This window comes from Pseudomonas protegens CHA0 (assembly GCF_000397205.1).
Classification (GTDB): Bacteria; Pseudomonadota; Gammaproteobacteria; order Pseudomonadales; family Pseudomonadaceae; genus Aquipseudomonas; species Aquipseudomonas protegens.
This window is the reverse complement of sequence record NC_021237.1, coordinates 5,185,630-5,212,253: the sequence shown is the minus strand read 5'-3', so window position 1 is coordinate 5,212,253 and position 26,624 is coordinate 5,185,630. Positions and strand designations below refer to the sequence as shown.

24 protein-coding genes and 3 pseudogenes are annotated in these 26,624 nt (G+C 62.1%); 10 read left to right on the top strand and 17 right to left on the bottom strand.

Translation table 11 applies throughout. The features are described from left to right. Nucleotides 1–81: 81 nt before the first annotated feature. Both PFLCHA0_RS23075 and PFLCHA0_RS23070 read right to left on the bottom strand, forming a co-directional pair. On the bottom strand, nucleotides 82–1,692 hold the full coding sequence (locus PFLCHA0_RS23075) for an inorganic phosphate transporter (protein ID WP_015636700.1): 1,611 nt from the start codon (nucleotides 1,690–1,692) through the stop codon (nucleotides 82–84). Between the two features lie 248 nt (nucleotides 1,693–1,940). After that, the gene (locus tag PFLCHA0_RS23070; protein WP_011062801.1) at nucleotides 1,941–2,963 is read right to left on the bottom strand and encodes a transporter; all 1,023 of its coding nucleotides are present in this window, start codon (nucleotides 2,961–2,963) and stop codon (nucleotides 1,941–1,943) included. 228 nt (nucleotides 2,964–3,191) lie between these two features. On the opposite strand from PFLCHA0_RS23070, the pseudogene PFLCHA0_RS32410 reads away from it, so the two are divergent. The 3 genes and pseudogenes from PFLCHA0_RS32410 to PFLCHA0_RS23060 form a co-directional block, all read left to right on the top strand. Then, a pseudogene (locus PFLCHA0_RS32410) lies at nucleotides 3,192–3,929 on the top strand (methyl-accepting chemotaxis protein); the annotation flags it as partial. A 54-nt stretch (nucleotides 3,930–3,983) separates the two neighbouring features. Further along, nucleotides 3,984–4,862, top strand: coding sequence for a methyl-accepting chemotaxis protein (locus tag PFLCHA0_RS32405; protein WP_370059444.1), 879 nt, complete (start codon nucleotides 3,984–3,986; stop codon nucleotides 4,860–4,862). A 110-nt stretch (nucleotides 4,863–4,972) separates the two neighbouring features. Then, nucleotides 4,973–5,416, top strand: a complete 444-nt coding sequence (locus PFLCHA0_RS23060) for a hypothetical protein (RefSeq protein WP_015636697.1) — start codon at nucleotides 4,973–4,975, stop codon at nucleotides 5,414–5,416. Nucleotides 5,417–5,485: 69 nt separating this feature from the next. On the opposite strand, the gene PFLCHA0_RS23055 is transcribed toward PFLCHA0_RS23060, so the two are convergent. After that, on the bottom strand, nucleotides 5,486–5,803 hold the full coding sequence (locus PFLCHA0_RS23055) for a PepSY domain-containing protein (protein ID WP_011062798.1): 318 nt from the start codon (nucleotides 5,801–5,803) through the stop codon (nucleotides 5,486–5,488). Nucleotides 5,804–5,958: 155 nt separating this feature from the next. Here PFLCHA0_RS23055 and PFLCHA0_RS23050 point away from each other — a divergent pair, with 155 nt between their 5' ends. After that, nucleotides 5,959–6,870 (top strand): sterol desaturase family protein, encoded by a 912-nt coding sequence (locus PFLCHA0_RS23050; RefSeq protein WP_015636696.1) that lies wholly within the window; start codon nucleotides 5,959–5,961, stop codon nucleotides 6,868–6,870. On the opposite strand, the gene PFLCHA0_RS23045 is transcribed toward PFLCHA0_RS23050, so the two are convergent. Both PFLCHA0_RS23045 and PFLCHA0_RS23040 read right to left on the bottom strand, forming a co-directional pair. Next, a complete protein-coding gene (locus PFLCHA0_RS23045) occupies nucleotides 6,848–7,528 on the bottom strand; it encodes a helix-turn-helix domain-containing protein (protein WP_015636695.1) in 681 nt (226 codons plus the stop codon). The genes PFLCHA0_RS23050 and PFLCHA0_RS23045 overlap by 23 nt on opposite strands. Then, a complete protein-coding gene (locus tag PFLCHA0_RS23040; protein WP_011062795.1) occupies nucleotides 7,529–8,656 on the bottom strand; it encodes a glycerophosphodiester phosphodiesterase in 1,128 nt (375 codons plus the stop codon). Nucleotides 8,657–8,903: 247 nt separating this feature from the next. On the opposite strand from PFLCHA0_RS23040, the gene PFLCHA0_RS23035 reads away from it, so the two are divergent. Next, nucleotides 8,904–9,239 (top strand): DUF2025 family protein, encoded by a 336-nt coding sequence (locus PFLCHA0_RS23035; protein ID WP_011062794.1) that lies wholly within the window; start codon nucleotides 8,904–8,906, stop codon nucleotides 9,237–9,239. A 55-nt stretch (nucleotides 9,240–9,294) separates the two neighbouring features. On the opposite strand, the gene PFLCHA0_RS23030 is transcribed toward PFLCHA0_RS23035, so the two are convergent. Further along, nucleotides 9,295–9,618: an antibiotic biosynthesis monooxygenase family protein gene (locus PFLCHA0_RS23030; RefSeq protein WP_011062793.1), complete on the bottom strand. Its 324-nt coding sequence runs from the start codon at nucleotides 9,616–9,618 to the stop codon at nucleotides 9,295–9,297. Beyond that, nucleotides 9,615–10,334: a CTP synthase C-terminal region-related (seleno)protein gene (locus PFLCHA0_RS23025; RefSeq protein ID WP_015636694.1), complete on the bottom strand. Its 720-nt coding sequence runs from the start codon at nucleotides 10,332–10,334 to the stop codon at nucleotides 9,615–9,617. Before PFLCHA0_RS23025 ends, PFLCHA0_RS23030 begins: the two co-directional genes overlap by 4 nt. An 88-nt stretch (nucleotides 10,335–10,422) precedes the next feature. Between PFLCHA0_RS23025 and PFLCHA0_RS23020 the strand changes: the two genes are divergently transcribed. Then, nucleotides 10,423–11,301 carry a LysR family transcriptional regulator gene (locus PFLCHA0_RS23020; protein WP_011062791.1) on the top strand — a complete coding sequence of 293 codons (879 nt, stop codon included), beginning with the start codon at nucleotides 10,423–10,425 and terminating at the stop codon, nucleotides 11,299–11,301. A 5-nt stretch (nucleotides 11,302–11,306) separates the two neighbouring features. Here the strand turns inward: PFLCHA0_RS23020 and PFLCHA0_RS23015 are convergent, their stop codons facing one another. The 5 genes and pseudogenes from PFLCHA0_RS23015 to PFLCHA0_RS23000 form a co-directional block, all read right to left on the bottom strand. Continuing rightward, nucleotides 11,307–11,846: a DUF1003 domain-containing protein gene (locus PFLCHA0_RS23015; RefSeq protein ID WP_015636692.1), complete on the bottom strand. Its 540-nt coding sequence runs from the start codon at nucleotides 11,844–11,846 to the stop codon at nucleotides 11,307–11,309. An 89-nt stretch (nucleotides 11,847–11,935) separates the two neighbouring features. After that, nucleotides 11,936–12,376: pseudogene (locus PFLCHA0_RS32400) on the bottom strand (methyl-accepting chemotaxis protein); the annotation flags it as partial. A gap of 105 nt (nucleotides 12,377–12,481) precedes the next feature. Continuing rightward, nucleotides 12,482–13,189: pseudogene (locus tag PFLCHA0_RS32395) on the bottom strand (PAS domain-containing protein); the annotation flags it as partial. Between the two features lie 411 nt (nucleotides 13,190–13,600). Further along, nucleotides 13,601–14,671, bottom strand: a complete 1,071-nt coding sequence (locus tag PFLCHA0_RS23005; protein ID WP_015636690.1) for a diguanylate cyclase — start codon at nucleotides 14,669–14,671, stop codon at nucleotides 13,601–13,603. A gap of 183 nt (nucleotides 14,672–14,854) precedes the next feature. Continuing rightward, nucleotides 14,855–15,463 carry a TetR/AcrR family transcriptional regulator gene (locus PFLCHA0_RS23000; RefSeq protein WP_041752496.1) on the bottom strand — a complete coding sequence of 203 codons (609 nt, stop codon included), beginning with the start codon at nucleotides 15,461–15,463 and terminating at the stop codon, nucleotides 14,855–14,857. 203 nt (nucleotides 15,464–15,666) lie between these two features. Here PFLCHA0_RS23000 and PFLCHA0_RS22995 point away from each other — a divergent pair, with 203 nt between their 5' ends. Next, nucleotides 15,667–16,725, top strand: coding sequence for an MBL fold metallo-hydrolase (locus tag PFLCHA0_RS22995; RefSeq protein WP_015636688.1), 1,059 nt, complete (start codon nucleotides 15,667–15,669; stop codon nucleotides 16,723–16,725). A gap of 169 nt (nucleotides 16,726–16,894) precedes the next feature. Here the strand turns inward: PFLCHA0_RS22995 and PFLCHA0_RS22990 are convergent, their stop codons facing one another. Next, nucleotides 16,895–17,212, bottom strand: coding sequence for an XRE family transcriptional regulator (locus PFLCHA0_RS22990; RefSeq protein ID WP_015636687.1), 318 nt, complete (start codon nucleotides 17,210–17,212; stop codon nucleotides 16,895–16,897). A gap of 106 nt (nucleotides 17,213–17,318) precedes the next feature. Next, entirely contained in the window at nucleotides 17,319–18,110 is a 792-nt protein-coding gene (locus tag PFLCHA0_RS22985; protein WP_015636686.1) for an AraC family transcriptional regulator, read from the bottom strand. A 114-nt stretch (nucleotides 18,111–18,224) separates the two neighbouring features. Here PFLCHA0_RS22985 and PFLCHA0_RS22980 point away from each other — a divergent pair, with 114 nt between their 5' ends. Further along, a complete protein-coding gene (locus PFLCHA0_RS22980) occupies nucleotides 18,225–19,040 on the top strand; it encodes a sulfite exporter TauE/SafE family protein (RefSeq protein WP_011062783.1) in 816 nt (271 codons plus the stop codon). Between the two features lie 121 nt (nucleotides 19,041–19,161). Beyond that, a complete protein-coding gene (locus PFLCHA0_RS22975; RefSeq protein WP_015636685.1) occupies nucleotides 19,162–20,361 on the top strand; it encodes a hypothetical protein in 1,200 nt (399 codons plus the stop codon). Between the two features lie 12 nt (nucleotides 20,362–20,373). Here PFLCHA0_RS22975 and PFLCHA0_RS22970 read toward each other — a convergent pair whose 3' ends face one another. From PFLCHA0_RS22970 to PFLCHA0_RS31395, 3 genes are all read right to left on the bottom strand, one after another. Next, the gene (locus PFLCHA0_RS22970; protein ID WP_015636684.1) at nucleotides 20,374–21,354 is read right to left on the bottom strand and encodes a hypothetical protein; all 981 of its coding nucleotides are present in this window, start codon (nucleotides 21,352–21,354) and stop codon (nucleotides 20,374–20,376) included. A gap of 156 nt (nucleotides 21,355–21,510) precedes the next feature. Further along, nucleotides 21,511–22,758 carry a ribonucleotide-diphosphate reductase subunit beta gene (locus PFLCHA0_RS22965; protein WP_015636683.1) on the bottom strand — a complete coding sequence of 416 codons (1,248 nt, stop codon included), beginning with the start codon at nucleotides 22,756–22,758 and terminating at the stop codon, nucleotides 21,511–21,513. A 751-nt stretch (nucleotides 22,759–23,509) separates the two neighbouring features. After that, nucleotides 23,510–23,773, bottom strand: coding sequence for a DUF2790 domain-containing protein (locus tag PFLCHA0_RS31395; protein WP_011062779.1), 264 nt, complete (start codon nucleotides 23,771–23,773; stop codon nucleotides 23,510–23,512). A 411-nt stretch (nucleotides 23,774–24,184) separates the two neighbouring features. Between PFLCHA0_RS31395 and acs the strand changes: the two genes are divergently transcribed. Further along, nucleotides 24,185–26,140: an acetate--CoA ligase gene (gene acs / locus PFLCHA0_RS22955; protein WP_011062778.1), complete on the top strand. Its 1,956-nt coding sequence runs from the start codon at nucleotides 24,185–24,187 to the stop codon at nucleotides 26,138–26,140. The last annotated feature ends 484 nt before the right edge of the window (nucleotides 26,141–26,624 follow it).

Here is a 26,624-nt window from a genome sequence, read left to right as displayed (position 1 = left end):
GGGATCGCCAGGCAAGGCCCCGCGGGCCTTTTCGCAGCCTCGCAGGCTCGGCAGCGGCTACAGAGGGGGGAGGCAAGCCCCTCAGAACAGCTGAGTGAACAACCAGTACAGGCTGCCGGACAGCAGGATCGCCGCCGGCAGGGTCAGCACCCAGGCCATGGCCAGGTTGCGGATGGTGCGCATCTGCAAGCCGCCGCCATTGGCCACCATGGTCCCGGCCACCCCCGAGGACAGCACATGGGTGGTGGACACCGGCAGGCCGAACATGTCCGCCGCGCCGATGGTCAGCATCGCCACGGTTTCCGCCGAGGCGCCCTGGGCGTAGGTCAGGTGGGTCTTGCCGATCTTTTCGCCAACGGTGACCACGATGCGCTTCCAGCCCACCATGGTGCCCAGGCCAAGGGCGATGGCCACGGCGATCTTCACCCACAGCGGAATGAAGCGCGTGGCGTTGTCGATCTGTTGCTTGAACAGTTGCAGTTTGTCCCGGGTGTCCTGGTCGAAGTGGCCTACCTGATTCTTGTCCATCAGGCGGATCGCCTCGCTGGTCAGGTACATGTCGTTGCGCACGTTGCCCATGGCTTCGGCGGGCACCTTGGCCAGCGAACCGTAGCCCTTCACTTCAGTGCCGATGGCGCCGGTCAGGGCGGCCAGCGCGGGGATCAGTTCCGGTGTCGCTTCCTTGCTGCGCATGTACTCCGAGAGCACCGCGCGGGAATCGGCCGGCGCCGGTTGCGGGGCACTCTTCACCAGGGCCTGCTGGGTGACTTCGGCCACCGCGGCGAATTGCAGCGACTGGTCGGCGGGCATGGTGCGGTTCAAGGCGTAGGCCATGGGCAGGGTGCCCACCAGGATCAGCATGATCAGGCCCATGCCTTTCTGGCCGTCGTTGGAACCGTGGGCGAAGGACACGCCGGTGCAGGTCAGGATCAGCAGCCCGCGAATCCACCAGGGCGGCGGTGCGTCGCCCTTGGGGGCCTTGTACAGGGCACGGTTCTTGACGAACAGGCGCAGGGCCAACAGCAGCAGGGCGGCGAACACGAAGCCGATCAGGGGCGAGAACAGCAGGGCGTAGCCGACCTTGGTGGCCTGGCCCCAGTCCACGCCGCTGGTGCCGTCGCGGCCATGCATCAGGGCATTGGCCACGCCGACACCGATGATCGAGCCGATCAGGGTGTGGGAAGACGAAGCCGGCAGGCCCAGCCACCAGGTGCCGAGGTTCCATAGGATGGCGGCGATCAGCAGGGCGAAGATCATCGCGAAACCGGCGGAGGAACCCACCTGCAGGATCAGTTCCACCGGCAGCAGGGCGATGATGCCGAAAGCCACCGCGCCGCTGGACAGCAGTACGCCGAGGAAGTTGAACAGGCCGGACCAGACCACCGCGAACTGCGGCGGCAGCGAGTGGGTGTAGATCACCGTGGCCACGGCGTTGGCGGTGTCATGGAAACCGTTGACGAACTCGAAGCCCAGGGCGATCAGCAACGCCACGCCCAGGAGCAGGAACGGGGTCCAGGTGGTGACCGTGGTGCCCAGCTCGTGCATATCGTGCACCAGGCTGTAGGCGGTGAACAGCAAGCCCATGGCCAGCACCGCGAAGAAGGCGACGAGGGTGAAGGGGCCGGGCTTTTTATCCAGTTGCGGTTTGCTGTCGAGGTTGGACGAAGCGGCAGTCAGGGACGGGGTGGCCATTGCTGGACAATCCTGTGGCGAGAAGGAGTGCTGCCCATGATCGTTGCTGAATGTTACAGGGAGGCTGCCTCAGGTCATGGTTTACGCAATTGAGCCCTTGCGTTGATCAGATCGATCACGCACGACCATCCCTCCATCCCTCCATCCCTCCATCCCGCAGGAGCCGGCTTGCCGGCGAAGAGGCCCTCAAGCCAAGCACCTGCCTTGGCGGACGCCTTCGCCGGCAAGCCGGCTCCTACAAGGTGGAGTCAGTAGTCCTGGCGTTTGCGAAAGGCCCAGCGCCCGGCGATCACGGTGAAAGTGGCCACCAGCGCTACCAGGATCCAGAAGCCCTCCGGGTCGCCGGAGAACGGAATGCCACCGACGTTCATGCCAAAGAAACCGGCGATGATGTTGATCGGCAACGCCAGCACCGTGACCACCGTCAGGGTGAACAGGGTGCGGTTGGTCTGTTCGTTGAGGTTGGCGGCGATTTCTTCCTGCAGCAGCTTGATCCGCTCCCCCAGGGCGGTGAGGTCGTTGATGATCAGGGCGAACTCTTCGGTGGACTTGCGCAGCTCCTTGACGTCTTCCTTTTGCAACCATTGCGGCGGGCGGTTGAGCAGGCGCAGCAGCGAGCCCGGCTCCAGGGCCAGCAGCCGTTGCAGGCGCACCAGCACCCGGCGCATGGCCCCCAGTTCGGCACGGTTGGTGGAGACCCGGGCTGCCAGCAACTGGTCCTCGATCTGATCCACGCTGAGGCTGGTCCGGCGCACGATCTGGGTCAGCACTTCGCCCTGGTCCCGTAGCAGGTGCACCAGCAGTTCCAGGGGCGAGCGAAAGCGTTCTCCGGCCTTGACCGAGGAGCGCAGCTTGTCCACCGAGTGCAGCGGCTGCAGGCGGGCGCTGACGATCAGGCGGCTGCGGGCGCAGACCCAGAGGGTGGAGATGTCCGAGGAAACCATGCTGCCGAAGTTGAACACCACGTCGTTGACCACCGCCAGCAGGGCCGAATCCACCTGTTCGATGCGGGTCGAGCGCGAGCCTTCGTGCAGGGCCTCGAAGAATTCGTCGGGCAATTGCAGGTGGGACTTCATCCAGCGCTCGCACGCGGCGTGAGCCAGGTTCAGGTGCAGCCAGAGGAACTCCTCGCTGTCCTCGGGGTGTTGCAGGGCTTGCAGGGCCTTGGCCGAGTCCAGTTCGCGGCCCCGTTCGCCGGGGCGAAAGCTGAAACCGTAGAGCAGGCCGAACAGATCGGAATCACGGTGACTCTGGTCGATGCTGTGGTTCATGGAGTCTCGCAGGAGGGACAGTGCCTGGCGCGGGTTTCTCAGGTTCACTTGAGCCCCATCATGGCAAGGCTTTTTGACATTTTTGTGACGTTTTGAAGTGCATGATGGAGCCCGTCATACCGATGGTCGGCGGCACTCAAGATTGTCTTGCGCAGGCCGATCACACTCCTACGCTGCACTCATTCGACCCCTCTCGAATGCGCCTTACAGGGATGTTCGGCACTACGCATGCCTTCATCGGGCCTGCTCTATCCCTGCCATGAGATCTCCTCGATGTTTTTGCAAAAATCCCTGAGAGCGCAAATCCTTGCCCTGCTGAGCGGTAGCCTGCTGGCGATGTTGTTGATCGCCCTGGCGAGTTTTCATTTGCTGTCCGGTGGCGTGCAGAGCTACCGCGAGCTGATTGAAGGTCCGCTGCGCAGTTCGCAGTTGATCGACGAGGCCAACCTGCAGTTCAAGAGCCAGGTGCAGGAGTGGAAGAACGTATTGTTGCGGGGCAAGCAGCCCCAGGAGTTGAACAAGTACTGGCAGCAGTTCGAAGACCGCCAGCGCGATGTGCAGAGCATCCTCGGCCAGCTGGTGCAGACCCCCGGGCTGGACGCCTCCCTCAAGAGCCGGGTGCAGCGCCTGGCGGATGAGCACCGGCAGTTGGGTTCGGCCTACCAGAAGGGCCGCGATGCCTATGTGGCCGGCGGTGCCGATCCGAGTGCCGGCGATGCCGCGGTCAAGGGCGTGGACCGGGCCACCAGCGAGCAGATGAGCGAACTGGTGACCGAGCTGCGCCAGCACGGCGACCGGCAGTCCGCCGAGATCAGTGCAGCGGCCGACCGCACGGTGTGGCTGGGTATTCTGGTGATGCTGGCGTCCGGTTTGCTGATCGGCCTGCTCAGCCTGTGGCTGGTCAATCGCAGCCTGGTGCAGCCGATCCGTCAGTTGATCGACTATGTCGCCCAGCTCAGCCGCGGCCAACTGGCCCAGCGGGTGGCCAGCGAGCGTCAGGATGAACTGGGCAAGCTGGCGATGGCCGCCAACACCCTGCGGGATTTCCTGGCCCAGACCTTCGCCAGCTTGCAGCGCAGTGCCTCGGACCTGGACAGTTCCAGCGGCGAGCTCAACTCCATCGCCACCCTGATGTCCCAGGGCACCAACGAGCAGTTCAACCGCACGGACCAGGTGGCCACGGCGATGAACGAGATGTCCGCCACCGCCCAGGAAGTGGCGCGCCACGCCGCCGACGCCGCTCGTGCCGCAGACGATGCCGACCAGTCGGCGCAGCAGGGCGAACAGGTGATGCAGCAGACCATCCACAGCATCACCCAGATGCGTGGCGAGATTGCCAACACCGCCACCGTGATCCGCCGGCTGGAGGCCGACAGCGGGCGCATCGGCAAGGTCCTGGAAGTGATCCAGGGCATTGCCGAACAGACCAACCTGCTGGCCCTCAACGCGGCCATCGAAGCGGCCCGGGCCGGTGAGGCCGGGCGCGGTTTTGCCGTGGTCGCCGATGAAGTGCGCAGCCTGGCGCAGCGCACCGCGGCCTCGATCACCGAGATCAACCAGATCATCCAGAGCGTGCAGACCGGGGCCGTGGATGCGGCCCAGGCCATCGAGAGCGGCCAGTCCCGCAGCGAGCAGAGCGTGCAGCAGGTGACCGAGGCCGGGGCCATGCTCGAGCGCATCACCGAAGCGGTGGAAGCGATTCGCGACATGAACCGGCAGATCGCGACCGCCGCCGAGGAGCAGACGTCGGTGGCCGAGGACATTTCCCGCAACCTCACCGAGATCACGTCCATCGCCAGTACCAATCTGGACAACGTGCAGCGCACCGAGGCGGCGAGCCGCAATCTGCACGGCCTGTCGGGGCAGTTGAGCGAGGTCACGGCGCGCTTGAGCGCCTGAGGCCGGCCGGGGTGTATCGGCCTGCTTACCAGGCCGATACACGATCACTCTCAAGTGGCCGGGGCGGGTGTCGATGACCGGGTATCTTCACACCCGACAGGACTCACACCATGGTCAGCATCACTTCCATCGCGATCAACCAGACCCAGGTCAGCCCGAGCAAGACCAGCATCGCCGGCAGTTCGGACAGCGACACTTCAGCGACCTCCACCGCCAGTATCACTGCTGCCAGCGACGCGACCAAGGCGCCGGCCACGGGTGCTGGCGCGGCCGGCGGCAGTTCCAGCAGCGATGATTCCAGCAGCGACTCGGTCAAGCAGTTGCGCAAGCAGATTGCTGAACTGCAAAAGCAATTGCAGGAGCAACAGCAGCAGTTGCAGGCCGCGCAGAGCAAGCAGGAAAGTGCCGATGCCAAGGCCGCGCAAGTAGCGGCAGCCCAGGCTCAGGTGGCCAGCACCAGCGCTTCGTTGCAGACCGCCACCGCGGCCTTGTTCCAGGCCCTGCAGCAATCCCAGAGCAGTACTTCAGGCTCCCTGGTCAGCACCAGTGCCTGACTGATCCGCACGCCCCAACGCACAAGGCCGCGCTCCCGAAGCGGGGCGCGGCCTTGTAGGGGCGGGGGGTTACTTGTCTTGCTTGTTGCTCAGGACCTTGCCGGTCTTGGCATCCAGGTCCACGTCCCACTCGATGCCTTTGCTGTCGCGCAGTTCCACCTGGTAGACGTAGGCGCCAGTGGCGGTCTGCTCGAGCTCGGTGTCGGTGATGCTGGCGGCGGTGGTGCCCGGGTGCTGGGCGAGGGCGGCCTGGTTGAGTTTTTCCAGGTCCATGATGGCGCCGGACTTGAGCAGGCCAGGGATCAGGTCCGGGCGTACATCGGCCTGGGCCAGGCCAGCGGTCAGGGTCAGGGCGGCGGCTGCGAACAGGGCGGAGAACTTGGTCATGGGTTGATTCCTTGGGGTGATGGGTTTCGATGGGCACAGGTTAGCCAACGCAACTTAATTCACCCTTAATTCAGGTCACTCTTTGCGTCGTTTGTTCAAGCCGCGCCCCGGCATCGGGTCGCAAGCTGCGGTTTTCCCTACAGGAGCTGCAGCAAATGAAACGAATGCTTGCATGGTTGTACGCACCCTTGGTGTTTGCCGGGTTCATCGGCGCCGGGGTGTGGTGGATGAGTGCTGGGCCGGCGTCTGCCAGCGGGTTGTTGGGGGTGTTCGGGGCTGCGCTGGGGGTGTCGTTCCTGGCGGAATGGTGCTTGCCCTATGAGCCTGGCTGGAACCGTTCCCAAGGCGACCGGCTGCGCGACAGCCTGCATGCCCTGGTCAATGAAAGCCTCAATGCGCTGGGGCTGCTGGCGTTGCCCGGGCTGGTGGCGCTGCTGGCCCATGATGGGCTCTGGCCCCGGGGCTGGCCGCTCTGGGGGCAGTTGCTGCTGGCCATCGTGATCGCTGATTGCGGCATTACCCTGGCCCACTACGCCAGCCACCGCCTGGCCTGGCTCTGGCGTTTGCATGCGGTGCATCACAGTGTGCAGCGCATGTACGGTTTCAATGGCTTGCTCAAGCATCCCCTGCACCAGTTGATCGAAGCTTCGGCCGGGCTGCTGCCGCTGGTGTTGCTGGGCATCCCGCTGCCGGTGGCGCAGTTGCTGGCCCTGGCCATTGCCGTCCAGCTGCTGTTGCAGCATTCCAATGTCGACATGCGCCTGGGGCCTTTGCGCTGGATCTTCGCCTGGGCGCCGGTGCATCGCTTTCACCACATGAAGTACGGACGCGCCGGGGATGTGAACTTCGGGCTGTTCTTCAATCTCTGGGACTGGCTGCTGGGCACCGCGTTTTATCGCGATGACTATTGCATGCGCCAGGGCGACCTGGGGATTGGCAGCCGTGCCGACTACCCGGTGGATTACTGGCCGCAGTTGCTGGAGCCGTTCAAGGCCCAGCGCTATGGGGCAGAACCCGTGGTGCCCGAGCAGTTGCGCCGGCGCGTCAGACCAGCAAGCGGGGCTTGAGGTGCTTGAGGGCCTGGCTGGCGGTGACGCCGAACAGGCTCTTCAGGGTGCGGGAGAAGTGCGCGCTGTCGGCGAACCCGGCGCCGTGTGCCGCGCCAGTGTGGGTCTGGCCCTCCAGCACCAGGGCCATGGCCAGGCGCAGGCGGCGCCAGAGCACCAGGCGCCTTACCGGCAGGCCGACGTCACGGGCGAACAGACGCTCCAGCTGGCTCAGGGATACATGGGCCCGGGCCGCCAGTTGCGCGGCGGCCACCTTGCCCTCCAGGGCGGCATCCACGGCGTGCAGTGCCCGCGCTACACGTGGGTCGGCAACGGGCTGGCGCGGGCAACGGCGCAGCGCCGCTTCCAGGCCGGGCAGTGAGGGGGCGGCGCCACTGACGCATGCTTGCAGGTCTTCGACGGCGATCAGCAGCGGCTCGGCGTACACCGTGAAGGCCTGCTCGGGAGCCTGAACGATGGCGTGGCGCTGCAAGGCCGGGATCAACAGGTAATGAGCGCTCTGCAGCCCGCCCGCGAGCGCCACCGTGACCGGTTGCCCGGGGGCGATGATCAGCTGATGGGCATAGTGGGCATGGGGCTCGGTTGGCCCCATCGCCCCGTGGATCAGGCCGAAATCCCGGCCCAGCCAGAGCTCGCCGTGCCAGTGCGAAACCGTCATTCAGTAACCGCTGGCGTCCAGCAATTGCGCCACGCTGGCACTGGCCGGCCGCTTGAAGTACTTGAGCAGTTCGGCACTGCGGTTGGTGAAGATGCCATCGACCCCGGCATCCATGACCTTCTTGAAGTCCACCGGCTCGTCGATGGTATAGACGTGCACCAGCAGGCCCTGGTCGTGGGTGTACTGGTTCATCCAGGGTTGCACCAGGTCCGAGTAGCTCTGCTCGCCACCGCCGGTCAGGGCCGCGGAAGGGCCGGTGCCGATGGCACCCTGGGCCTTGGCGAAATCCACCCAGCGTTTGAACTCGGCCTGGTCCTTGGGCTGCTGCCGGGCATAGAACGCGGCCTTGTCGGTTTCGCCGCTGCTGGCGAAGCTCTGGCCGGACGCGGGTTCGATACTGCCGGGCGCGACCCACAGCAACAGTACTTTCGGCACGTTGGGCATTGCCTGGTGCAGCAGTTCCAGGCTGTGCTTGTCGAAGGTCTGCAGCACCACCTTGCCCTTGCCCTGGCCCACCGCCAGTTCGCTTTTCGCCAGCTTGGAACCGGCCGGGCTCAGCCAGCCACGGTCCTGGAGTTTTTCCTTGAGGTCGTGCTCGATACCGGGGAACAGCTGGGGTTCCTTGGTCTCGATATACAGCCCGGGCTTGTGCTGCGCATTGCCCTGGGCGATGTCGATGATTTCATCCAGGGTGAGGATCTTCAGCCCGGCAAAGCCCGGCCGCGCCCGCTCCGGGTGGGCCTGGTTGAACCAGCTGCCGGCGTCGAGGGTTTTCAGTTCCGCCATGGTGAAGGCGTTGGCCGGGCTGTCCTTGCGTTCGGGGAATTTCTGCGCCACGTCGGTGGTGCGTTGCAGGTTGTTGTCGTGCAGGGCGAAGAGCACGCCATCCTTGCTGCGTTGCAGGTCCATTTCCAGGTAGTCGGCGCCCAGGTCCCGGGCCAGCGTGTAGGAAGCCGCGGTGGATTCGGGGGCATCGAAAGAGGCGCCGCGGTGGGCGATCACCGCTGGCTGTGGAATCCCCTGGCGAGCGGCCAGGGCGTCCGGGTCAGGCTGTTCAGAGGCCTGGGCCAGTCCGCAAGCGAGCATCAGGCCCAGCATCAGGGCACAAGGGGTGAAGGTCGCGGGCATGCTCGAAATCCTTTCGTGGGGGCGTGTGCAAGGGGATATCTTTTAACAACTCGATGACGCTTGTGCTATCTCCAGAGCGACATAAATCCCTCTCATTTGCATTTTTCAGCACTTTTTTCCGGCGCTTTGCAGTACTCTTGGGCGCTGCAGTTTCCCCATCAGAGGGAGGCCCTGAAAACTCCGCTGTACCTTGCCTCGCGTGTAGACCATTGATCACCTGTCCTGCGGGACTCTAGTGAGGTTTACCATGAGCATCACCTCCGAACTCATCTGTCAGGCTGCCGACCAGCTCAAGGGCTTTGTCGGCTTCAATCGCAAGACCGGTCGCTATATCGTGCGCTTCAGCGAAGACTCTTTTGGCATGGACGTGGCCGACGACGCCATAGTGCCGGCCCACGAGTTTGTCTGGGCGCCGGTGTCGGACCAGGCCATGAGCCTCAAGCGCGAGCAGATCCAGCTGCTGCTGGATCAGAACATCGACGACCGGATCAATATCAGCGAGCCGCTGCGGGTATACATGCGCCGCAGCGACTTGCCGGAAATCCAGGCGGTGCGCAGCCTGCTGTCGACCACGCAGGGCTGATGCGTGCCCCCGAGCCGTCACCCGGGCGGCTCGGGAATCCGTGCCTGAAGCGGGCTCAGCCTGGAAAGCCGTAAGCCCGTTGGACCTTGCTCACCCGGGTGCTGAACTGGCGATACCACTGTGCCCGACCGCGCTCGCGGATCGCGCTGTGTTCGGGGTGCTGCTTCCAGGCCAGGATCGCCGCTTCGCTGCTCCAGTACGACACGGTGATGCCGAAGCCGTCCTCACCTCGTGCCGATTCGACCCCGAGAAACCCCGGCTGCTGGCGCGCCAGTTCGAGCATGCGTTCGGCTGCCTGTTCATAGGCGGGGTCGGCTTCACCGCGCTGGGAACTGAAAATCACGGCGTAGTAGGGCGGTGCGGGAGTCCGGTCAGTCATGCTTGGCACTCCCGGCAGGTCGTGAGCAAGGCCCTGACCAGAGGCGGTGTGCGGTCCTGGAGGGCCGCGCGCTCGGGTTGGAACAGGGTGGCGACGAAGAACGGATGCTCGTCCAGTTCCATGCTGCGCAGGTCGCCGGCGCTGTCATGGCCAGTGGGGAGCAAGGTGCCGCTGAGCAGGGCGCCAGCGAAGTCCGGATTGACGCCATAGCGGCAGCGATAACCTTCCTCGATGCAGGTTGTGCCGTAGGCCCTGGCGATGCGGCTGTTGGCGCGCAACTGAATTGAGTCCCGGGCTTCCACCATGGCGCAACTCAAGGGCGTGAGCAGCACGCGCTCGGCGTCGGGCGCGGTTTCGCCGTGTTCAGCATCGGCCCAGCCCAGCACATTGCGGGCGTATTCCAGGACCGCGTGCTGAAAGCCGCCACAGGTACCGAGAAATGGCCGCTGCTGTTCACGCGCCACGCGGATCGCCAGCAGGGCACCCTCGATGTTGCGGTAGGGGCTGCCGGGGACACACCAGATACCGTGGAAGCCCTCCAGGTCTTTCTCCTGGTGCAGATCGGCGGTTGCCAGCCACTGGTATTCCATTGGGCCGGCACCCTCCTGCGCTGCCCGCTCCAGGGCCAGGGGGATGGCCTGGTGCGCGGTGATCAGTGGGTCGTAATCCCCCACCAGGGCGATACGAATGGTCGGTGCTGGTACCTGTGGATGCATGGAACTCTCCGGTTGTGACCCTGACTTGTCGATGGCCTGGGCCCACTATAAATTGGCGCCTACGCAATCAATATTGGCGTTTACCCAAATGATCATTGCACCAGCGCACTATCAGTTGGACTATCCCGATCTCTCATTGATCCTGGCCCTGGTTCGCGGCGGCTCCCTGGCGCGTGCTGCGGCCCTGCTCAAGGTCGATGTCTCGACGGTGTTTCGCGCCGTGCGCCGGCTGGAGGCCGGGCTGGGCCAGCAGTTGTTCGACAAGAGCCGCGCCGGCTACTTGCCCACCAGCCTGGCCCAGGCCCTGGCGCAGCAGGCCGAACACGCGGAACAGGCCCTGGAAGCGGCGCGTATCGGCGTGGCCCGGGGCGGCGAAGTGGTCAGCGGCACGGTACGCCTGACTTGTACCGATTCGGTGTTGCAAGGCCTGTTGCTGCCGGCCCTGGCGCAGTTCATGGCGAACTACCCGGCACTGGTCATCGAGCTGTGCACGTCCAATGATTTCGCCAATCTCAACCGGCGTGATGCGGATATTGCCGTGCGCCTGACCGCCAGGCCTCCAGAGCACCTGGTGGGGCGCTGCCTGGGGGCGGTGTCCTACCGGGTATGCGCCAGCCCGGCCTATCGGCAACGGGTCGACTGCACTGATCTGTCGCGGCTGGCCTGGATCGCCCCGGACGATTTCCTGCCCGATCACCCCACCGTGGTCTGGCGTCGCCAGCAATGGCCCGGCGTACAGCCCAGTTACCGCTGCAACAGCATGCTTTCGGTTACCGAGCTGGTGCGCGCTGGCCTGGGCGTGGCCGCGCTGCCGGATTTCCTGGTGGGCAGCGCCGGGCTGGAAGCGTTGAGTGAACCCCTGGGCCAGGAAACCGCCCTGTGGCTGCTGACCCGCCCGGACTGTCGGGCCTTGCGTTCGGTGGTGACACTGTTCGACGAGTTGGCGCGGCACCTGCGCTGGCCCTGAGGCCTTCAGGCCTTGGGTTGATCCTTGCGCACGAAATGCTCATGCATCTCACTGGTGAGATTCTCGATGCGCTCGGTCAGTTGCTTGGTCATTTCGGTCAGGCGGGTGTTCTGTTCCAGCAGCTCCATCAGTTGCGTGGTGGTCTGTGCGGCCTGGGCCTGGCGCTCGCTGTTGGCAACGGCCAGGGCTTCGCGGTGCTGCGCATCGGCATCCGCCTGGCCCTTGTCCCGCGCGGCCTGGCGGGTCTGTGCGAGGAGAATCAGCGGGGCGGCATAGGCCGATTGCAGGCTGAAGGCCAGGTTCAGCAGGATGAAGGGATAGACGTCGAAATGGGTGACGCCGGTCAGGTTTAGGGCCACCCAGACCAGTACCACCAGGGTTTGTGCGCCGAGGAAGGTCGGGGTGCCGAAGAACCGGGCGAAGGCTTCTGCCTTCAGGGCGAAGTTATCGGTGCCGAAGGTCGGCGCCAGGTGGGCATGGGCGCGATGAAAGCGCAGGTGGTCGATGACCGGAGTGGGTTTCTTCGGGGTGTCGCTGGAACTCATGATGGCCTCCGCCAGGCACTGGGACGTCAGGCCACTATAGCCTCCCGGGCCAGGCCCGACGTCGCTCTCGACGCCGGGAAAGCCTGCCCTCAGGGGGCGCCGCGTTCGTTGGCGAACATGCTCACGGCCTCTACCGCCTCGCTGGCACCGTCGCGAATCTGCAGGATCACCGAGCCCGCCTGATCCGCCAGTTGCACGCCCTTGGCCGCCCGCTCCCGGGTACCGTCCATGCTCTTGATGGCTTGCTGCGTTTCGTTCTGGATCATGTCGATCATGCTGGAGATTTCCGCCGTCGAGCCGCTGGTGCGCGCCGCCAATTGCCGGACTTCATCGGCCACCACGGCAAAACCACGGCCCTGGTCCCCGGCCCGGGCCGCTTCGATGGCGGCGTTCAGAGCCAGCAGGTTGGTCTGGTCGGCAATGGCGCGGATGGTGTTGACGATGGCGGTGATCTGCTCGGAGCGTTCGCCCAGGCGCGCGATCAGCGATGAAGATCCCTCGATGTTCTCGGCGATCTGGCGCATTTCGCTGGCGGCTTGCTGGATCACTCCGGTGCCTTGTTCGGCGACTTTTCGGGTCTGCACCGAGATGTGATAAGCCTGGCTCGCGCTCTGGGCATCCTGTTCGTGTTTTTCCACCTGCTGGGTGACGTCGGCGGCGTACTTGACCACTTTGCACAGGCGCCCGCTGGCGTCGTAGACCGGGTTGTAGTTGGCTTCCAGCCACAGCGTACGTCCGTGCCTGTCGATCCGCTCGAACTGACCGTTGAAGAACTCACCCCGGTTCAGGCGGTTCCAGAATTCCTGGTAGGCGCTGCTGTTGATCAGCTCGGGTTTACAGAACATGCGGTGATGCTTGCCCTTGATCTCGGCCAGGCTGTAGCCCATGCGGCTGAGGAAATTGCTGTTGGCACCGATGATGCTGCCGTCGAGGTTGAACTCGATCACCGCCATGGCCCGGTCGATGGCGTCCAGCTTGTTTCGCGCCTCCACCTCTTCCTGCACTCGGGCGGTGACATCCAGGGCGTACTTGACCACTTTGTACACTGCGCCGGATGCGTCGCGGATGGGGTTGTAGCTGGCTTCCAGCCACAGGCTCTGGCCGTTGCTGGCCACCCGTTCGAAGGTGCCGGATTCGAACTGGCCGCTTCTGAGGCGGTTCCATAATTGCTGGTAGTCGCTGCTGCGAACGTACTCCGGGGTGCAGAACAGGCGGTGCGGCTGGCCTATCACCTGGTCTTCGCGATAGCCCAGGGTCTGGAGAAAGTTGGCGTTGGCTCGCAGGACGTTGCCCTGCAGGTCGAATTCGATCACCGCCATGGAGCGATCGATGGCTTCCAGCATTCGGGATTGTTCGGCAATGGTTTGCTGCAGGGAATCGATGGTCTTGTTGTGGCGGTTGAATAGCATGGTAGCTGGTGCTCTGTGGGAGAAACGTCGCGTCGATCCCTATTGAGTTCGCCGGTATGCCGAATGCTCCCCAGCGTTCGGCATTATCTGCTCAATGCCAGCGTTCCATGACTGACAGATAAATTCGCAGCGATGACGCGGGCGTGCATCGTTGGCCGCATCAAGAGGAGACGTAGTGGCTGCGAATCGATTTAGTTGGATTGATGGGCCACGGCATTTGACCCCGAATGGAGGTCTTGTGCGGTAGCGAAGTGACGGCATTATGATGTCAGTTGCCGGGATAAATCCAAATAAACTTGTACAAAAATATTTTTTACTCCCTTTTTGTATAAGTTTTTTGGGTTTTTATGCCATTTGTGTTTGCCGGGAATGAGCCTCGTCGTCATTGCTGGCAATTCGATTGCGGCCACTGTTTTTCGCCAGGTACAGGGCCTTGTCGGCGGCGTTGAGCCAACTTGAAGGGTCCTGGAATTCGCGGTCGAAGGCGGCCAGGCCGATGCTCAGGCTGACTTTCAGTTCAGCCACTTGCGGATGCCGGTACTGGCTGAAGACCTGGCGCAGGCGTTCCATGACCTCCAGTGCCTGCTGGCGGTCCATGCGCGGCAGGATCACGCAGAACTCGTCACCGCCGTAGCGGCCGGCGAGGTCGTCGTGACGCAGGTTGCGCCGCAGTTCGTTGCTCAGATGGCGCAGCACCGTATCGCCGATGATGTGTCCGTAGGTGTCGTTGATCGCCTTGAAGTGGTCGATGTCGATCAAGGCGATGCTGGCATCGATCTGTTGCTGCTGGCATTTGTGGAACTTGATATGCAGCAGGTCTTTCCAGGAGCCGTGGTTGAGCAGACCGGTGAGGCTGTCGGTGCGGCTCAGGGCGCTCAGGGCGCGCTTGTGCTCGGACAGCTTGATCGCCAGCCGGTAGCAGACCATGCCCACGGCCAGCGGATAGAGCGTGAGCATCGGCAGGCAGGCATAGATCTGCAGCGGACTGATCCGGGTATTGAAGCTGGCGCCGAACAGCGACCAGGACAACAGGACCCCGATGCCCTGGGCCAGAGCGCCACGGATGAACAGACGCACCCCCCCGGCGGCCACATTGTTCATGGCCATCATCGACAGGATGGTGACGGCGGGCAGGGGATTGAACTGCATGGTGGCAGCCCAGAAACCGCCCAGCATCGAGTCGTACAGCAGGTTGCGACGTTCTGCCTGGTAGGGAAAGGCAGAACGGGTGGAGAGTTGATAGGCCAGGTGAGGCCAGAGCAGGCCGTGGAACAGGAGCAGGGCCCAGATCCAACTGGGCAGTGCAAGGGGGTAGAGGGTGGCGAATACACTGATACCGCCGATACCCAGGCCGATGATCCTTGGCCGATAGATGCGCCGGGCAAATGACAGCCCCTTGCCGCGTTGGTTTTCCATAAATTCCTGCACCAGGTTCTGTACTGAAACACCTTGTGGTGTTTTTTCGGCTTAGCCGTTTATCGGATCAGTCTGGTGAATATTGTCATTTATTCCAGTGAGAATAATCAGTGTCCTTCCAAGCCATTTCACAGTGGTGGCGACCGCCGGCTGCGGTTCGGCGCGCATAGGTGCCCCGGGAACTCAGGCCTGGTAGCGGCCCAGGAACATGTCCAGCGCCGACTCGACGACCTGATTTTGCATGCCTGTTGCCAGTGGCGCCTGGCCCATGGTGATCTGCGGCCAGAAGGCGAAGCTCTTGAGCAGGCCGTGCATCTGGGTCGCGGCGAATTCCGGGTCTACCGGCTTGAGGCGACCGTCGGCCAGGGCGCCGCGAATCCACAGGGTCAGGCCTTCTTCCCGTTCGCCAAGCCGCGCCACCATGTTCTGCGCCCGTTCCGGCGAGTGAATGGCTGCGGCGATGGCCACCCGGGCCAGATCGAGAAAGTTGTCGTCCGCCAGCAGTTGCAGCTTGGCCCGCACGACCTTTTCCAACTGCTCGCGCAGGGGCAGGTCGCTGCGGTAGATGATTTCCGATTGCGCGCTGATGCTGGCCCAGAGCTGGTGCAGGATCTCGGCGAACAGTTCCTCCTTGCTGGGGAAGTGGTTGTACACCGTGCGCTTGGACACCCCAGCCGTAGCGGCAATCTTGTCCATGCTGGTGATCTCGAAACCGCTGGTGCGAAATTCACTGATCGCCGCCTGGACGATGGCACTGCGTTTGAGGTCGGTGAGGCGCTTCGGGGCTGTCATAAGTTGGGTTCGGTCAGGATGGTCGGTAAAAACACTCGGCAGTCTACTTCGTCTGTTTCCTGTTGCAATGTAGAAACTACACTGTGTAGTGTAATTCATCTTTGAAACGATGATTGGCGGCTGATGCTTGCGTGCCTTGGCCAGTAGATCGTCCCGCAATACCACGTCGCAACCTTGCTGCGTTCCATGGAGTCATTTCAATCATGGCCACTGTCTCGTCAAGCATCACCCGTGCTCCCCGCGAGGAAACCTCGCGCCAGGAGCAGGGGGCTTTTCGCAACCATGCGCCGGTGCGTCGTGCCGGCTTTGGCAAGACCCTGCAGATCTTCTGGAACATGTTGTTCCACAAGCCGCGCAATACCCGCCCGGCCGGAGCCATTCCGGTGCAGCCGCTGACCCGCGAGCAGTTGCTGGCGGCGCCCGATCACAGCGTCTACCGCCTGGGGCATTCCACCGTGCTGCTGAAGATGCGCGGCAAGTTCTGGATCACCGATCCGGTGTTTGCCGAGCGCGCGTCACCCGTGCAATGGGCCGGGCCGAAGCGCTTTCACCAGCCGCCGATCAGCCTGGAGCAATTGCCCGATATCGAGGCGGTGATCCTGTCTCATGATCATTACGATCACCTTGATCACAAGACCGTGCTGGTCCTGGCGGACAAGACTCGGCATTTCCTCACCCCGCTGGGGGTGGGCGATACCCTGATCAAGTGGGGCGTGCCGGCGGCCAAGGTCCGGCAACTGGATTGGTGGCAGGGCTGTGAGGTCGCTGGCGTCCGTTTCGTTGCCACCCCATCGCAGCACTTTTCCGGGCGTGGTCTGTTCGATGGCAACCGGACCTTGTGGGCCTCCTGGGTGATGATCGATGGCCCCACGCGGATCTTCTTCAGCGGCGATACCGGTTATTTCGACGGTTTCAAGCGTATCGGCCAGCAGTACGGCCCATTCGACCTGACACTGATGGAAACCGGGGCCTACAACGTCGAATGGCCCCATGTGCACATGCAGCCCGAGCAGACTCTGCAGGCCCACATCGACCTGCAAGGTCGTTGGCTGCTACCGATCCACAACGGCACCTTCGACCTGGCGATGCACGCCTGGCACGAACCCTTCGACCGCATCCTGGCCCTGGCCTGGGAGCGCAGTACCAACATCACCACGCCGCAAATGGGCGAAGCCTTCAACCTGGCGCAGCCGCAGCGGGGAGCCGCCTGGTGGCTGGAGGTGGAAGGTGCACTGGAGCAGGCGGGCGTCGAATCCGCCTGACCCAGGCCTTCTTCGCCCGGGCGGCGGGTTATGAGGATGGTGACCATGGCATCCGCCGTTTGCGGCGCCATGAGGCCCGGAAAAAAAACCTGGCCTGCCCGCCGGTTCGTCCGGGCTCGACCCCTCTGCCAGTACCGGCCTTGTGCGAGCACCTGCTCAGGCGGCTGGATCATTCGATCAGGGCGTAGTCGGGCCGCTCCATCGGGTTGGGAGTGGCTCCCTTGATGTTCATGCCGCGGCCCGGGGTGAAGCCCGGGAAGAACACCAGGCCCTGGGCCTCAAGGCAGAACGCCAGGGCCAGGCGGGTTACGTCACGGACCTCGTAGCCCGCTTCGAAGCGCTGGATGGCTTGCACCGAGACCGCGGACTCGCGGGACAGCTGATCCATGTCCCAGCCCAGCATGTCCCGGGCCTGGGAACAGTGTTGCGGGGTGAATTGATAGAGAGCGATACGTTCCAGGGTGATTTTCATCGCGAGAGAGGCCATGGTTTTCTCCGGGAGGTTAGGCAGTGCGTTGGCTTTGTACTGGATATTTGTACAGTTGTTTTGCGTCCGGATCAAACTCAATTTCTGCCACTGCGCCAGCCTTTGGTCACAAGGCTTTTCCAGGGGCTGGATGTTCTTGATTCAGGTAGGTGCTGGGGGATCGCCCCAGCACCCGACGGAACATGGTGGAGAACGCGCCAGGGCTGTCATAACCCAGGTCCAGGGCGATTCGGGTTACCGGCTCCGCGGCCGCCAGCCGGGCCAGGGCCTGGATCACGCAGGCCCGTTGCCGCCACTGCACGAAGCTCATATCGGTCTCCTGGCGAAACCAGCGATTGAAGGTACGCAGGCTGACATGCAGTCGGTCTGCCCAGTGCAGGGGGGATTGATGGACATCGGGCCGGGCGAGAAAAGCCCGGCACAGCTCCAGCAGTGGGCCGCCGGCCGGCAAGGGAATGTGCAGCGGCAGGCCAGGGCAACGCTGGATTTCGTGCAGCAGCAGGTTGATCAGCAGCCCGTCGCGCCCGTCCAGGTCGTATTCCAGGGGCATGTCCACTGCTTCCAGCAGTAGCTGGCGCAGCAGTGGCGAGATGCCGATGACCCGGCAGCCGCTGCTGTCCAGTGGCGCCGCGGCCGGCTCGATATACAGGCTGCGAGTGCTGACCCCAAGCATCAGCACCTCATGTTCCACCCCCGGTGGAATCCACACCGCCCGCTGCGGTGGCACCACCCAGTTGCCCTGATCGGTACTGACCTGCATCACTCCGGTGGCGCCATAGAGCAGTTGCGCCCGCCGATGCCGATGGCGCGGCAGGCGTTGCCCGTCTGGGTAGTCGGTGCCAATGGCGAGCACGGGGCGCGGGGTCTGATCCAGTTGGTCGATGGAGATATTGCGCATGCCGACACAGTCCCGTATTTGGCGTAAACGCAAACATTATTGGCCAATTTGCTGAAGCCGGCCAAGCGCTGGGGTTCTATCTTCCAGGGCGTCTACCTGAATGGAAACGCCTTGATGTTCTATCTACTGTTGGCACTTTTTGGTTGCATGACGGGCATCAGCGCCGTGCTGTTCGGCTTTGGTGGCGGGTTTGTGGTGGTACCGCTGCTGTACTGGATGTTGCTCGGCAGCCAGGGCGCCGATTCGGCGGTGGGACAGGCGGCGATGCATGTCGCGGTAGCCACTTCGACCTGCGTGATGATCGTCAACGCCTTGGTTGCCACCGGCAGGCACCAGCGCGCAGGCAATCTTGTCCGCCGCTATCTGTGGCCCCTGGGTGGCTATATCGGGCTGGGGGCGATAGTTGGCGCGGCGGGGGCCATGTGGGTGAGTGGCGAGGTGATCCGCTATGCCTTTATTGCCTACCTGGGCCTGACCATTGCCGACTGCCTGCTGCGCCGGGGGTTTCTTGAACAGTCGGTAGGGCAGAAAACCCGTGACCTGGGATCAGGCGAAACGCTCTTTGGCGGTGTAGGAATAGGCGTCATTGCTACCTTCCTCGGAGTGGGCGGCAGTGTCATGACTGTTCCCCTGCTACGTCGCTGCGGCCTGAGCATGACCCAGGCCACCTCCATGGCCAATCCGCTGAGTGTCCCCGTGGCGCTGGCGGGTACTGCGACCTATATGGCGCTGGCAGGCTATAGCCGCTTCGATCTGGGCCCCTGGTTTGTCGGTTATGTCGACCTGCTGGCGTTTTTTGTCCTCACCCTGGGTTCGTTGCTGGGTATTCGTCTGGCCGCGCCCTGGATCGGCAGGATCCCTGACCGGGTACATGCGAGGGTTTACATCGGTCTGTTGTTTCTGGTGCTGCTGAGCATGTGCCTGAAGTGATAGAAGCGTCACGCTTGGCCGCTCGATTGTCCTGGGGCGCCGGTCCATAATTGCTCGTCGCTTACCACAGGCCCAGGCGCTGCTGACGACGCTGGCGGCCTTTTCATGCAAGGGAGTTTCCATGTTCAACGGATTGATGCGCCAGATCCTCGGTGCCCTGTTGCTGTGTATCTACCTTCAGGGTCTGCAGGCCTCGCCCTCTCGACAGGTTCTCAGCGGCACTCTGGGCAAGATGCCGATTGTGCTGGAAATCAATACCGGCGATCCCAAGGACGTCACAGGGCGATATTTCTATCAGAAGTATCACCATGATCTGGCACTCAACGGCACGCTTGTCGGGCAGGCGCTGGAGCTGCGGGAGGGAGGAGGCCGCCCTGACGATGAGCAGGCGGCCCTGCCCACCTTCAAGTTGCAGCAAACTGCCGATGGCTGGCAGGGGCAGTGGCAGGACTCCAAGGGCAAGACTCTCGATGTGCAGTTGTCCACGGCCAAGGCTGAGGCGCCCAAGCCGGATGCGTTGCCCTATCTGGCGCAGCTTTATCCGAATGATCTGTACGAATACCTGCGCCTGCAGGGCCTGGCCCTCAAGCAGGGCAAGCAGCAGAGCTTCATGGGTTACACCCTGCAATGGTGGAGCGAGCCAGGGTCGAAGCTGTCGATGTTCAAGGTGGTCGGCGGTTACCCGGAAGCTCAGCAACAGCGTCTCAATCAGTTGTTGATGGAGCGTCTGTGGCGCGAGGTGAGCGCCTACCACGAGTGCCTGCTGGGAGCCGGCTCCCAGGAGGGCGAATTCATGCAGACGGTAAAACCACAGTTCTTCTCAGCGGCGGTACTGAGCGTGAATATCTCCACCAGCTATTCCTGCGGCGGTGCTCACCCGGACTTTGGCGACTCCCCCATGAATATCGACGTGAACAGTGGCCACCCGTTGTCACTGTCCGATGTGCTCTGGGTGGGGCAAGGCAAACCGCTATTGCACAGCGACCGCAATGGCAAAGGGGACACTCGTCTCACCGAAGCTGAGCGCACAGGCCTCTACGAATACACCCAGGAAAAACTGGCACCCTGGCTGGTCCAGCAGTTTCGCGCCTTGTACCCCGCCAAGATGCGCGAGCCGACCGACCCCGACGAGGGCTGCAACTACAGCGATGAGAGCGTCTGGGGCGATAACAGTTGGTACTTCACTCCCAAGGGGCTGTTCCTCAAGGCCTACTTTCCTCGGGTAGCGCGGGCCTGTGACGGGCCTGAGTGGGCGGTGCTGCCGTATGCGTTGGTCAGGAAGCACCCCGGGGCCGTCGCTCTGGAGCTGCCCAAGCATTGAAACCGAAGGAGGTTATTTTGCTTCCAGCCCCGGCGCCTCACGGATCACGAAGTGATCCAGGTTCTCGATATTGGCGCTGAAGACCCCGAAGGTCGACTCGGGGTCTTTCTTGCTCGGCACTTGCTTGAGCGCCGGCGTCACGCCATAGAAGAAACAGTACAGCTCCCGCTGGCTGTCGGCGGCGCCCTTGATCTCCTCGAGGAAGGCTTTGCGCTTGCGGTAGCTGTCGATCAGCTTCTTGCTCAGGTAGACATTGACCGAGTAGGGCTTCTTCTTGGTTTCGCCCTCTGCCTTGAACCAGACTTTCTGCTCGAAATCGATGCGAAAGCTTTGGGTGTAGTCCTTGATCTCCTTGATCTTGCCCCAGTAGATAAGCCCCTTGTTGTCCAGCAGGTACTCGATCTTCTTGAAGAATGAGGCGTAGCTGGCCGTGTGTTCGCCGACCTTCAGCGGCATGCGCTTGAGCAGTTCCTTGTCGTCGATGTTCGACACAAAGCACTCCACTGGGTGGGCGAAGACGCTGGTCTTGTCCGGGGTAGTGTCGCGCCCGGGATGGGGCTTGTGCGAACTGGCCGTAGCGGCTGGCGGAGTGTCCTGTGGGGCATCCACTGCCGCTTGGGGGCTAGCCGGCTTGCGCACGTATTCACGGCGGCTTAAGAGCAGCTCCGAGGGGAAATGCTCCTCGCGTTCCTCTTCGGTCGCGGTGCCTTCCACGCTACCGGCGCTTTTGCTGACCCCATAAGGGCATCCTTCTATATGAAGCGTGGCGGGCAGGTTCTTGAAATGCGGCGTGCGGATGTAGTTGACGTTCTTGGCGTTGAAAGTGCCTAGTTGATTAGTGCTATCGAACGCTGCGCGGCATGCATCGTTGGGGCACTGGAAACTTTCCCTGGCCGAATCGAAGACCAGGGTTTCATCGAAATTCAGATCACGCACGTCATAGATCGACAACTTGTCGTCGAGGCTGATGCAGTACGCGGTATCGAATTTCATGGGCGCTTTGATCCTTAAGCGGAAGAGGGTTCTTTATAGCGGCAGGTCATGCAGCCTGCACGTACTTTGATGAGCCAGTCCCTGTGTACATTGGTGCGGCCAATAAAAAAGCCCTGACCAGGTCAGGGCTTCTTGTTTGTGTCATTGATCCGGGAATCAATCCCAGCTCAAGGCTCCGCCAGTCTGGTACTCGATCACGCGGGTCTCGAAGAAGTTCTTCTCTTTCTTCAAGTCCATGATCTCGCTCATCCATGGGAACGGGTTGGTGGTACCTGGGTACTCTTCCTTCAGGCCGATCTGCGACAGGCGACGGTTGGCGATGAACTTGAGGTAGTCCTCCATCATCGCGGCGTTCATGCCCAGTACACCGCGCGGCATGGTGTCGCGAGCGTATTCGATCTCCAGTTGGGTGCCCTGGAGGATCATCTGGGTCGCCTCTTCCTTCATCTCGGCATCCCACAGGTGCGGGTTTTCGATCTTGATCTGGTTGATCACGTCGATGCCGAAGTTCAGGTGCATGGATTCGTCGCGCAGGATGTACTGGAACTGCTCGGCAACACCGGTCATTTTGTTGCGACGGCCCATGGACAGGATCTGGGTGAAGCCGCAATAGAAGAAGATGCCTTCCAGAACGCAGTAGTAGGCGATCAGGTTGCGCAGCAGTTCCTTGTCGGTGTCGACGGTGCCGGTTTCGAACTTCGGATCGGAGATCGAACGGGTGTACTTCAGGCCCCAGGCGGCTTTCTTCGCGACCGATGGAATCTCGTGGTACATGTTGAAGATCTCGCCTTCATCCATGGCCAGCGATTCGATGCAGTACTGGTAGGCGTGGGTGTGGATCGCCTCTTCGAACGCCTGGCGCAGGATGTACTGGCGGCATTCCGGGTTGGTGATCAGGCGGTACACGGCCAGTACCAGGTTGTTGGCAACCAGGGAGTCGGCGGTGGAGAAGAAGCCCAGGTTGCGCATGACGATGCGACGCTCGTCGTCGGTCAGGCCTTCCGGGTTTTTCCACAGGGCGATGTCGGCGGTCATGTTGACCTCTTGCGGCATCCAGTGGTTGGCGCAGCCGTCGAGGTACTTCTGCCAGGCCCAGTCATACTTGAACGGCACGAGCTGGTTGAGGTCGGCGCGGCAGTTGATCATGCGCTTCTCGTCAACCGCGACACGGGCGGAAGAGCCTTCCAGCTCGGCCAGGCCTTCGGCGATGTCGAGCTGATCCAGAGACGCCTTGGCGCGGGCTACGGCAGCGGAGTCGCTGGCAGTCACGGTACGGGCTTCGAGAGCGGCGGCGCCACCGGCGCTGTCGAGGCGGTCCATGTTGGCTTCAGTAGCGTGGCCGGCGTTGGCGCCTTTGACCGCAACTTCACCTTCTTCTTTATCGAATTCGTCCCAGCTCAGCATGACGTGTCGTCTCCTGCTCGAGGGCCAGATGCCCGTGTGAAAACAAAAGGGGTGGTTTTTCACACGGCACGCTGGCCGCGTTAAATCATTGGAAATCGTTTGTTGCAGCAGTGAACGCAGGCAATAAACAGAAATACGTGTCCGGGTGCCTGGAGGCCGCTGTCGGGCGGAGCTTGGCGTGCCAGCTCCTGCGCAGGATTCAGCAGGTCGTTTTCATCCGGTAAGGGAATGTTGCAGGCCCGTTTTGAGGACGCATTATAAGGATATTTTCGGGGGCGTGGGGCGACCGATGGGCGCAGGCGAGCCCGAGAAGGGGGGGGGACTTGGAGCAGAGCGCGGGTTTACAAGGCTTTGGCGGTTGAAGATTTTTTTTCACGCTTGAAAAAAATAGCCGGAAATGGCCAAAAAATAGCCAATTTTACTAGATGTTGTGTTTTTGCAAGCTTTTTTGAGGTTTTGAACACAACTCGAATCGCTCGGTATTGCCTTGGGAAATCTCCTGGAGCAGGTCTTCAGGGGGTGGCCGGATTTCCTCCGTCGAAGCGGTCGCTGGAGTTGCTCGCAAGGTCGTGGGCGGTGCTATGAGAAGGCCATCAACCTCAGGAGGAAAGGTGCGTGCGATTGCCGGGCTCGCACGTCGTCAGGCTGAGGCCTTTTGCTGCCCATGGGTGGGTAGACATCAGGCATCTGTGCCGCAAGAGGGATTTCTTGCGGCCGGCAGTCATCAAGGTATGTGCAATGAACTTTGCTATTAGCCGTTAGAGCAACCGTTGCCCATTACGCGATATTGAAGAATATGTCGCTGGCCGTGGGAGTCTTCATATTCCATGCGCGCTGGTACAACTTCGCATACTTCTGGAACTTCGCTCATGGAGATAACTTTGGCGATATCCAGATCAGTCGAGTAAGTGTATTCCTCTACCGGTACTTGCTGGTTGGCGACATCAGTCGGGATCTCATCAGCCATCGCGGTTACGCACAGACTGCTGAGGGCCAGAACTAATAAAGCTTTCATTTGCGTTTTACCTTTCTAAGGTCGTGTGAGGTCACGCAGCCTTTATGGGGCTGCGTGTGGAACTTGAGTAGAAGTTTGATTAACTGCCTTCGTGGGGGCTGCAACTTGGTTAATCAGATTGCCTGTTGGGCGAGGCAGATTTTAGGCGCGGGGGCCGCAGTCATATAGGCGTACTTTTGATAAACACCTTTGACAGTTTTTGTAACAATCGCCGAAAAAGGGCTGTTTGGCAGCTGGCTGGAACTTTTTTGGGTAGGGTGGATATCGCTGTAAGGCGCATTCTTGAAGGGGGTTGGCAAGTGAAGGGGTATTTCGCAGGGGGTTGTTACTACCATCGTCGAATGGTTCTATAGACGCCCCCCGGCTACAAGGGGGTCATACAAAAACAACTATGTCACCGAGGTAAGAAAGATGAGTGCGGCTTCTCTGTATCCCGTTCGTCCCGAGGTTTTGGCCAATACGCTGACTGACGAGGCGACCTACAAGGCCATGTACCAGCAGTCGGTCGTGAACCCGGACGGTTTCTGGCGCGAACAGGCCAAGCGTCTCGACTGGATCAAGCCTTTTACCACGGTGAAGCAGACCTCCTTCGACGATCACCATGTCGATATCAAGTGGTTCGCCGACGGCACCCTGAACGTCTCCTACAACTGCCTGGATCGCCATCTCGCCGAGCGCGGTGATCAGATCGCGATCATCTGGGAAGGCGACGATCCTTCCGAAAGCCGCAACATCACCTACCGCGAACTGCATGAGGAAGTCTGCAAGTTCGCCAACGCCCTGCGTGGCCAGGACGTGCACCGCGGCGACGTGGTGACTATCTATATGCCGATGATTCCCGAGGCGGTGGTGGCCATGCTGGCCTGTACCCGCATTGGCGCGATCCACTCGGTGGTGTTCGGCGGCTTCTCCCCTGAAGCCTTGGCCGGGCGCATCATCGACTGCCGCTCCAAGGTGGTGATCACTGCCGACGAAGGTATCCGTGCCGGCAAGAAAGTGCCGCTCAAGGCCAATGTCGACGATGCCCTGACCAACCCGGAAACCAGCAGCATTCAGAAGGTCATCGTGTGCAAGCGCACCGGTGGCAACATCAAGTGGAACCAGCACCGCGACATCTGGTACGAAGACTTGATGAAAGTCGCCGGCAGCGTCTGCGCGCCGAAAGAGATGGGCGCCGAAGAAGCGCTGTTCATCCTCTATACCTCCGGTTCCACCGGCAAGCCCAAAGGCGTGCAGCACACCACCGGCGGCTACCTGCTGTATGCGTCGCTGACCCATGAGCGGGTGTTCGACTACCGCCCGGGCGAAGTCTACTGGTGCACCGCCGACGTCGGCTGGGTCACCGGCCACACCTATATTGTCTACGGCCCGCTGGCCAACGGCGCCACCACCGTGCTGTTCGAGGGTGTGCCGAACTACCCGGATGTCACTCGGGTGGCGAAGATCGTCGACAAGCACAAGGTCAACATCCTCTACACCGCACCGACCGCAATCCGCGCCATGATGGCTTCGGGCACCGCTGCCTGCGAAGGCGCCGATGGCAGCAGCCTGCGCCTGCTGGGTTCGGTGGGCGAGCCGATCAACCCGGAAGCCTGGGACTGGTACTACAAGAACGTCGGTCAGTCCCGCTGCCCGATCGTCGACACCTGGTGGCAGACCGAGACCGGCGCCACCCTCATGAGCCCGCTGCCGGGGGCGCATGCCTTGAAGCCGGGTTCCGCAGCGCGTCCGTTCTTCGGCGTGGTGCCGGCCCTGGTGGATAACCTGGGCAACATCATCGAGGGCGCGGCCGAGGGCAACCTGGTGATTCTCGACTCGTGGCCAGGCCAGGCACGGACCCTGTACCGCGACCACGATCGTTTCGTCGATACCTACTTCAAGACGTTCCGTGGCATGTATTTCACCGGTGACGGCGCCCGTCGCGACGAAGATGGCTACTACTGGATCACCGGTCGGGTGGATGATGTGCTCAACGTCTCCGGGCACCGCATGGGTACCGCCGAAATCGAAAGCGCCATGGTTGCGCACCCGAAGGTCGCCGAAGCGGCGGTGGTGGGCGTGCCTCACGACATCAAGGGGCAGGGCATCTACGTTTATGTGACCCTCAATGGTGGCGAAGAGCCGAACGAAGCCCTGCGCCTGGAATTGAAGAACTGGGTGCGCAAGGAAATCGGGCCGATCGCCTCGCCGGACGTCATCCAATGGGCGCCGGGCCTGCCGAAAACTCGTTCCGGGAAGATCATGCGGCGGATTCTGCGCAAGATCGCCACGGCGGAGTACGACGGTCTGGGCGATATCTCGACCCTGGCTGACCCGAGTGTGGTGCAGCACCTGATCGATACCCACAAGACCATGAACGTCGCCTGAGGCGGTTTTCGAGTCACCCAGCCCCGCCCGGCCCTGTGCCGGGCGGGGCTTTTTTGTGCGGTGGCGATGGGCCGCAAAGCCCTCTGCGTGGCTGTTGCAGGTGCCGGCTTGCCCGCGAAGAAGGGGCGAATAAATATCGGATTTATCCGTTCGGTGTATCCGAATGTTACCGGTACGGCCGAAGATGTAACCTTGCGCCTACTTTCGGGGCAATGGGAAACGCCGGGCCCCATTTCAGGGCCTTTTATATCCTTATAAAAAATAAGTCATCACGCTGCGCTTGCCGGAATAGAAGGCTTTGCCAATAATAGGCCCGCAATTTGCAGCATAGATCGGTTCCCCGTCTTTCGCTCTTACATAGAATTGAAGAGCTGTCAATGCGCTGGCCAGGCATTCTCGATGCTTCTGTAATTTGTTGTCGCATTGAGGAAATATCGGCTTCCAGCCTGTCGTTAGAATGCCGGTCACTCGCTCGTCGTTGCCT

What these genes read in the sequence shown, in the direction of transcription:
- PFLCHA0_RS23075 (WP_015636700.1), bottom strand. Translation starts at nt 1,692, where the DNA reads ATGGCCACCCCGTCCCTGACTGCCGCTTCGTCCAACCTCGACAGCAAA.
- PFLCHA0_RS23070 (WP_011062801.1), bottom strand. Translation starts at nt 2,963, where the DNA reads ATGAACCACAGCATCGACCAGAGTCACCGTGATTCCGATCTGTTCGGC.
- PFLCHA0_RS32405 (WP_370059444.1), top strand. Translation starts at nt 3,984, where the DNA reads ATGGCCGCCAACACCCTGCGGGATTTCCTGGCCCAGACCTTCGCCAGC.
- PFLCHA0_RS23060 (WP_015636697.1), top strand. Translation starts at nt 4,973, where the DNA reads ATGGTCAGCATCACTTCCATCGCGATCAACCAGACCCAGGTCAGCCCG.
- PFLCHA0_RS23055 (WP_011062798.1), bottom strand. Translation starts at nt 5,803, where the DNA reads ATGACCAAGTTCTCCGCCCTGTTCGCAGCCGCCGCCCTGACCCTGACC.
- PFLCHA0_RS23050 (WP_015636696.1), top strand. Translation starts at nt 5,959, where the DNA reads ATGAAACGAATGCTTGCATGGTTGTACGCACCCTTGGTGTTTGCCGGG.
- PFLCHA0_RS23045 (WP_015636695.1), bottom strand. Translation starts at nt 7,528, where the DNA reads ATGACGGTTTCGCACTGGCACGGCGAGCTCTGGCTGGGCCGGGATTTC.
- PFLCHA0_RS23040 (WP_011062795.1), bottom strand. Translation starts at nt 8,656, where the DNA reads ATGCCCGCGACCTTCACCCCTTGTGCCCTGATGCTGGGCCTGATGCTC.
- PFLCHA0_RS23035 (WP_011062794.1), top strand. Translation starts at nt 8,904, where the DNA reads ATGAGCATCACCTCCGAACTCATCTGTCAGGCTGCCGACCAGCTCAAG.
- PFLCHA0_RS23030 (WP_011062793.1), bottom strand. Translation starts at nt 9,618, where the DNA reads ATGACTGACCGGACTCCCGCACCGCCCTACTACGCCGTGATTTTCAGT.
- PFLCHA0_RS23025 (WP_015636694.1), bottom strand. Translation starts at nt 10,334, where the DNA reads ATGCATCCACAGGTACCAGCACCGACCATTCGTATCGCCCTGGTGGGG.
- PFLCHA0_RS23020 (WP_011062791.1), top strand. Translation starts at nt 10,423, where the DNA reads ATGATCATTGCACCAGCGCACTATCAGTTGGACTATCCCGATCTCTCA.
- PFLCHA0_RS23015 (WP_015636692.1), bottom strand. Translation starts at nt 11,846, where the DNA reads ATGAGTTCCAGCGACACCCCGAAGAAACCCACTCCGGTCATCGACCAC.
- PFLCHA0_RS23005 (WP_015636690.1), bottom strand. Translation starts at nt 14,671, where the DNA reads ATGGAAAACCAACGCGGCAAGGGGCTGTCATTTGCCCGGCGCATCTAT.
- PFLCHA0_RS23000 (WP_041752496.1), bottom strand. Translation starts at nt 15,463, where the DNA reads ATGACAGCCCCGAAGCGCCTCACCGACCTCAAACGCAGTGCCATCGTC.
- PFLCHA0_RS22995 (WP_015636688.1), top strand. Translation starts at nt 15,667, where the DNA reads ATGGCCACTGTCTCGTCAAGCATCACCCGTGCTCCCCGCGAGGAAACC.
- PFLCHA0_RS22990 (WP_015636687.1), bottom strand. Translation starts at nt 17,212, where the DNA reads ATGGCCTCTCTCGCGATGAAAATCACCCTGGAACGTATCGCTCTCTAT.
- PFLCHA0_RS22985 (WP_015636686.1), bottom strand. Translation starts at nt 18,110, where the DNA reads ATGCGCAATATCTCCATCGACCAACTGGATCAGACCCCGCGCCCCGTG.
- PFLCHA0_RS22980 (WP_011062783.1), top strand. Translation starts at nt 18,225, where the DNA reads ATGTTCTATCTACTGTTGGCACTTTTTGGTTGCATGACGGGCATCAGC.
- PFLCHA0_RS22975 (WP_015636685.1), top strand. Translation starts at nt 19,162, where the DNA reads ATGTTCAACGGATTGATGCGCCAGATCCTCGGTGCCCTGTTGCTGTGT.
- PFLCHA0_RS22970 (WP_015636684.1), bottom strand. Translation starts at nt 21,354, where the DNA reads ATGAAATTCGATACCGCGTACTGCATCAGCCTCGACGACAAGTTGTCG.
- PFLCHA0_RS22965 (WP_015636683.1), bottom strand. Translation starts at nt 22,758, where the DNA reads ATGCTGAGCTGGGACGAATTCGATAAAGAAGAAGGTGAAGTTGCGGTC.
- PFLCHA0_RS31395 (WP_011062779.1), bottom strand. Translation starts at nt 23,773, where the DNA reads ATGAAAGCTTTATTAGTTCTGGCCCTCAGCAGTCTGTGCGTAACCGCG.
- acs (WP_011062778.1), top strand. Translation starts at nt 24,185, where the DNA reads ATGAGTGCGGCTTCTCTGTATCCCGTTCGTCCCGAGGTTTTGGCCAAT.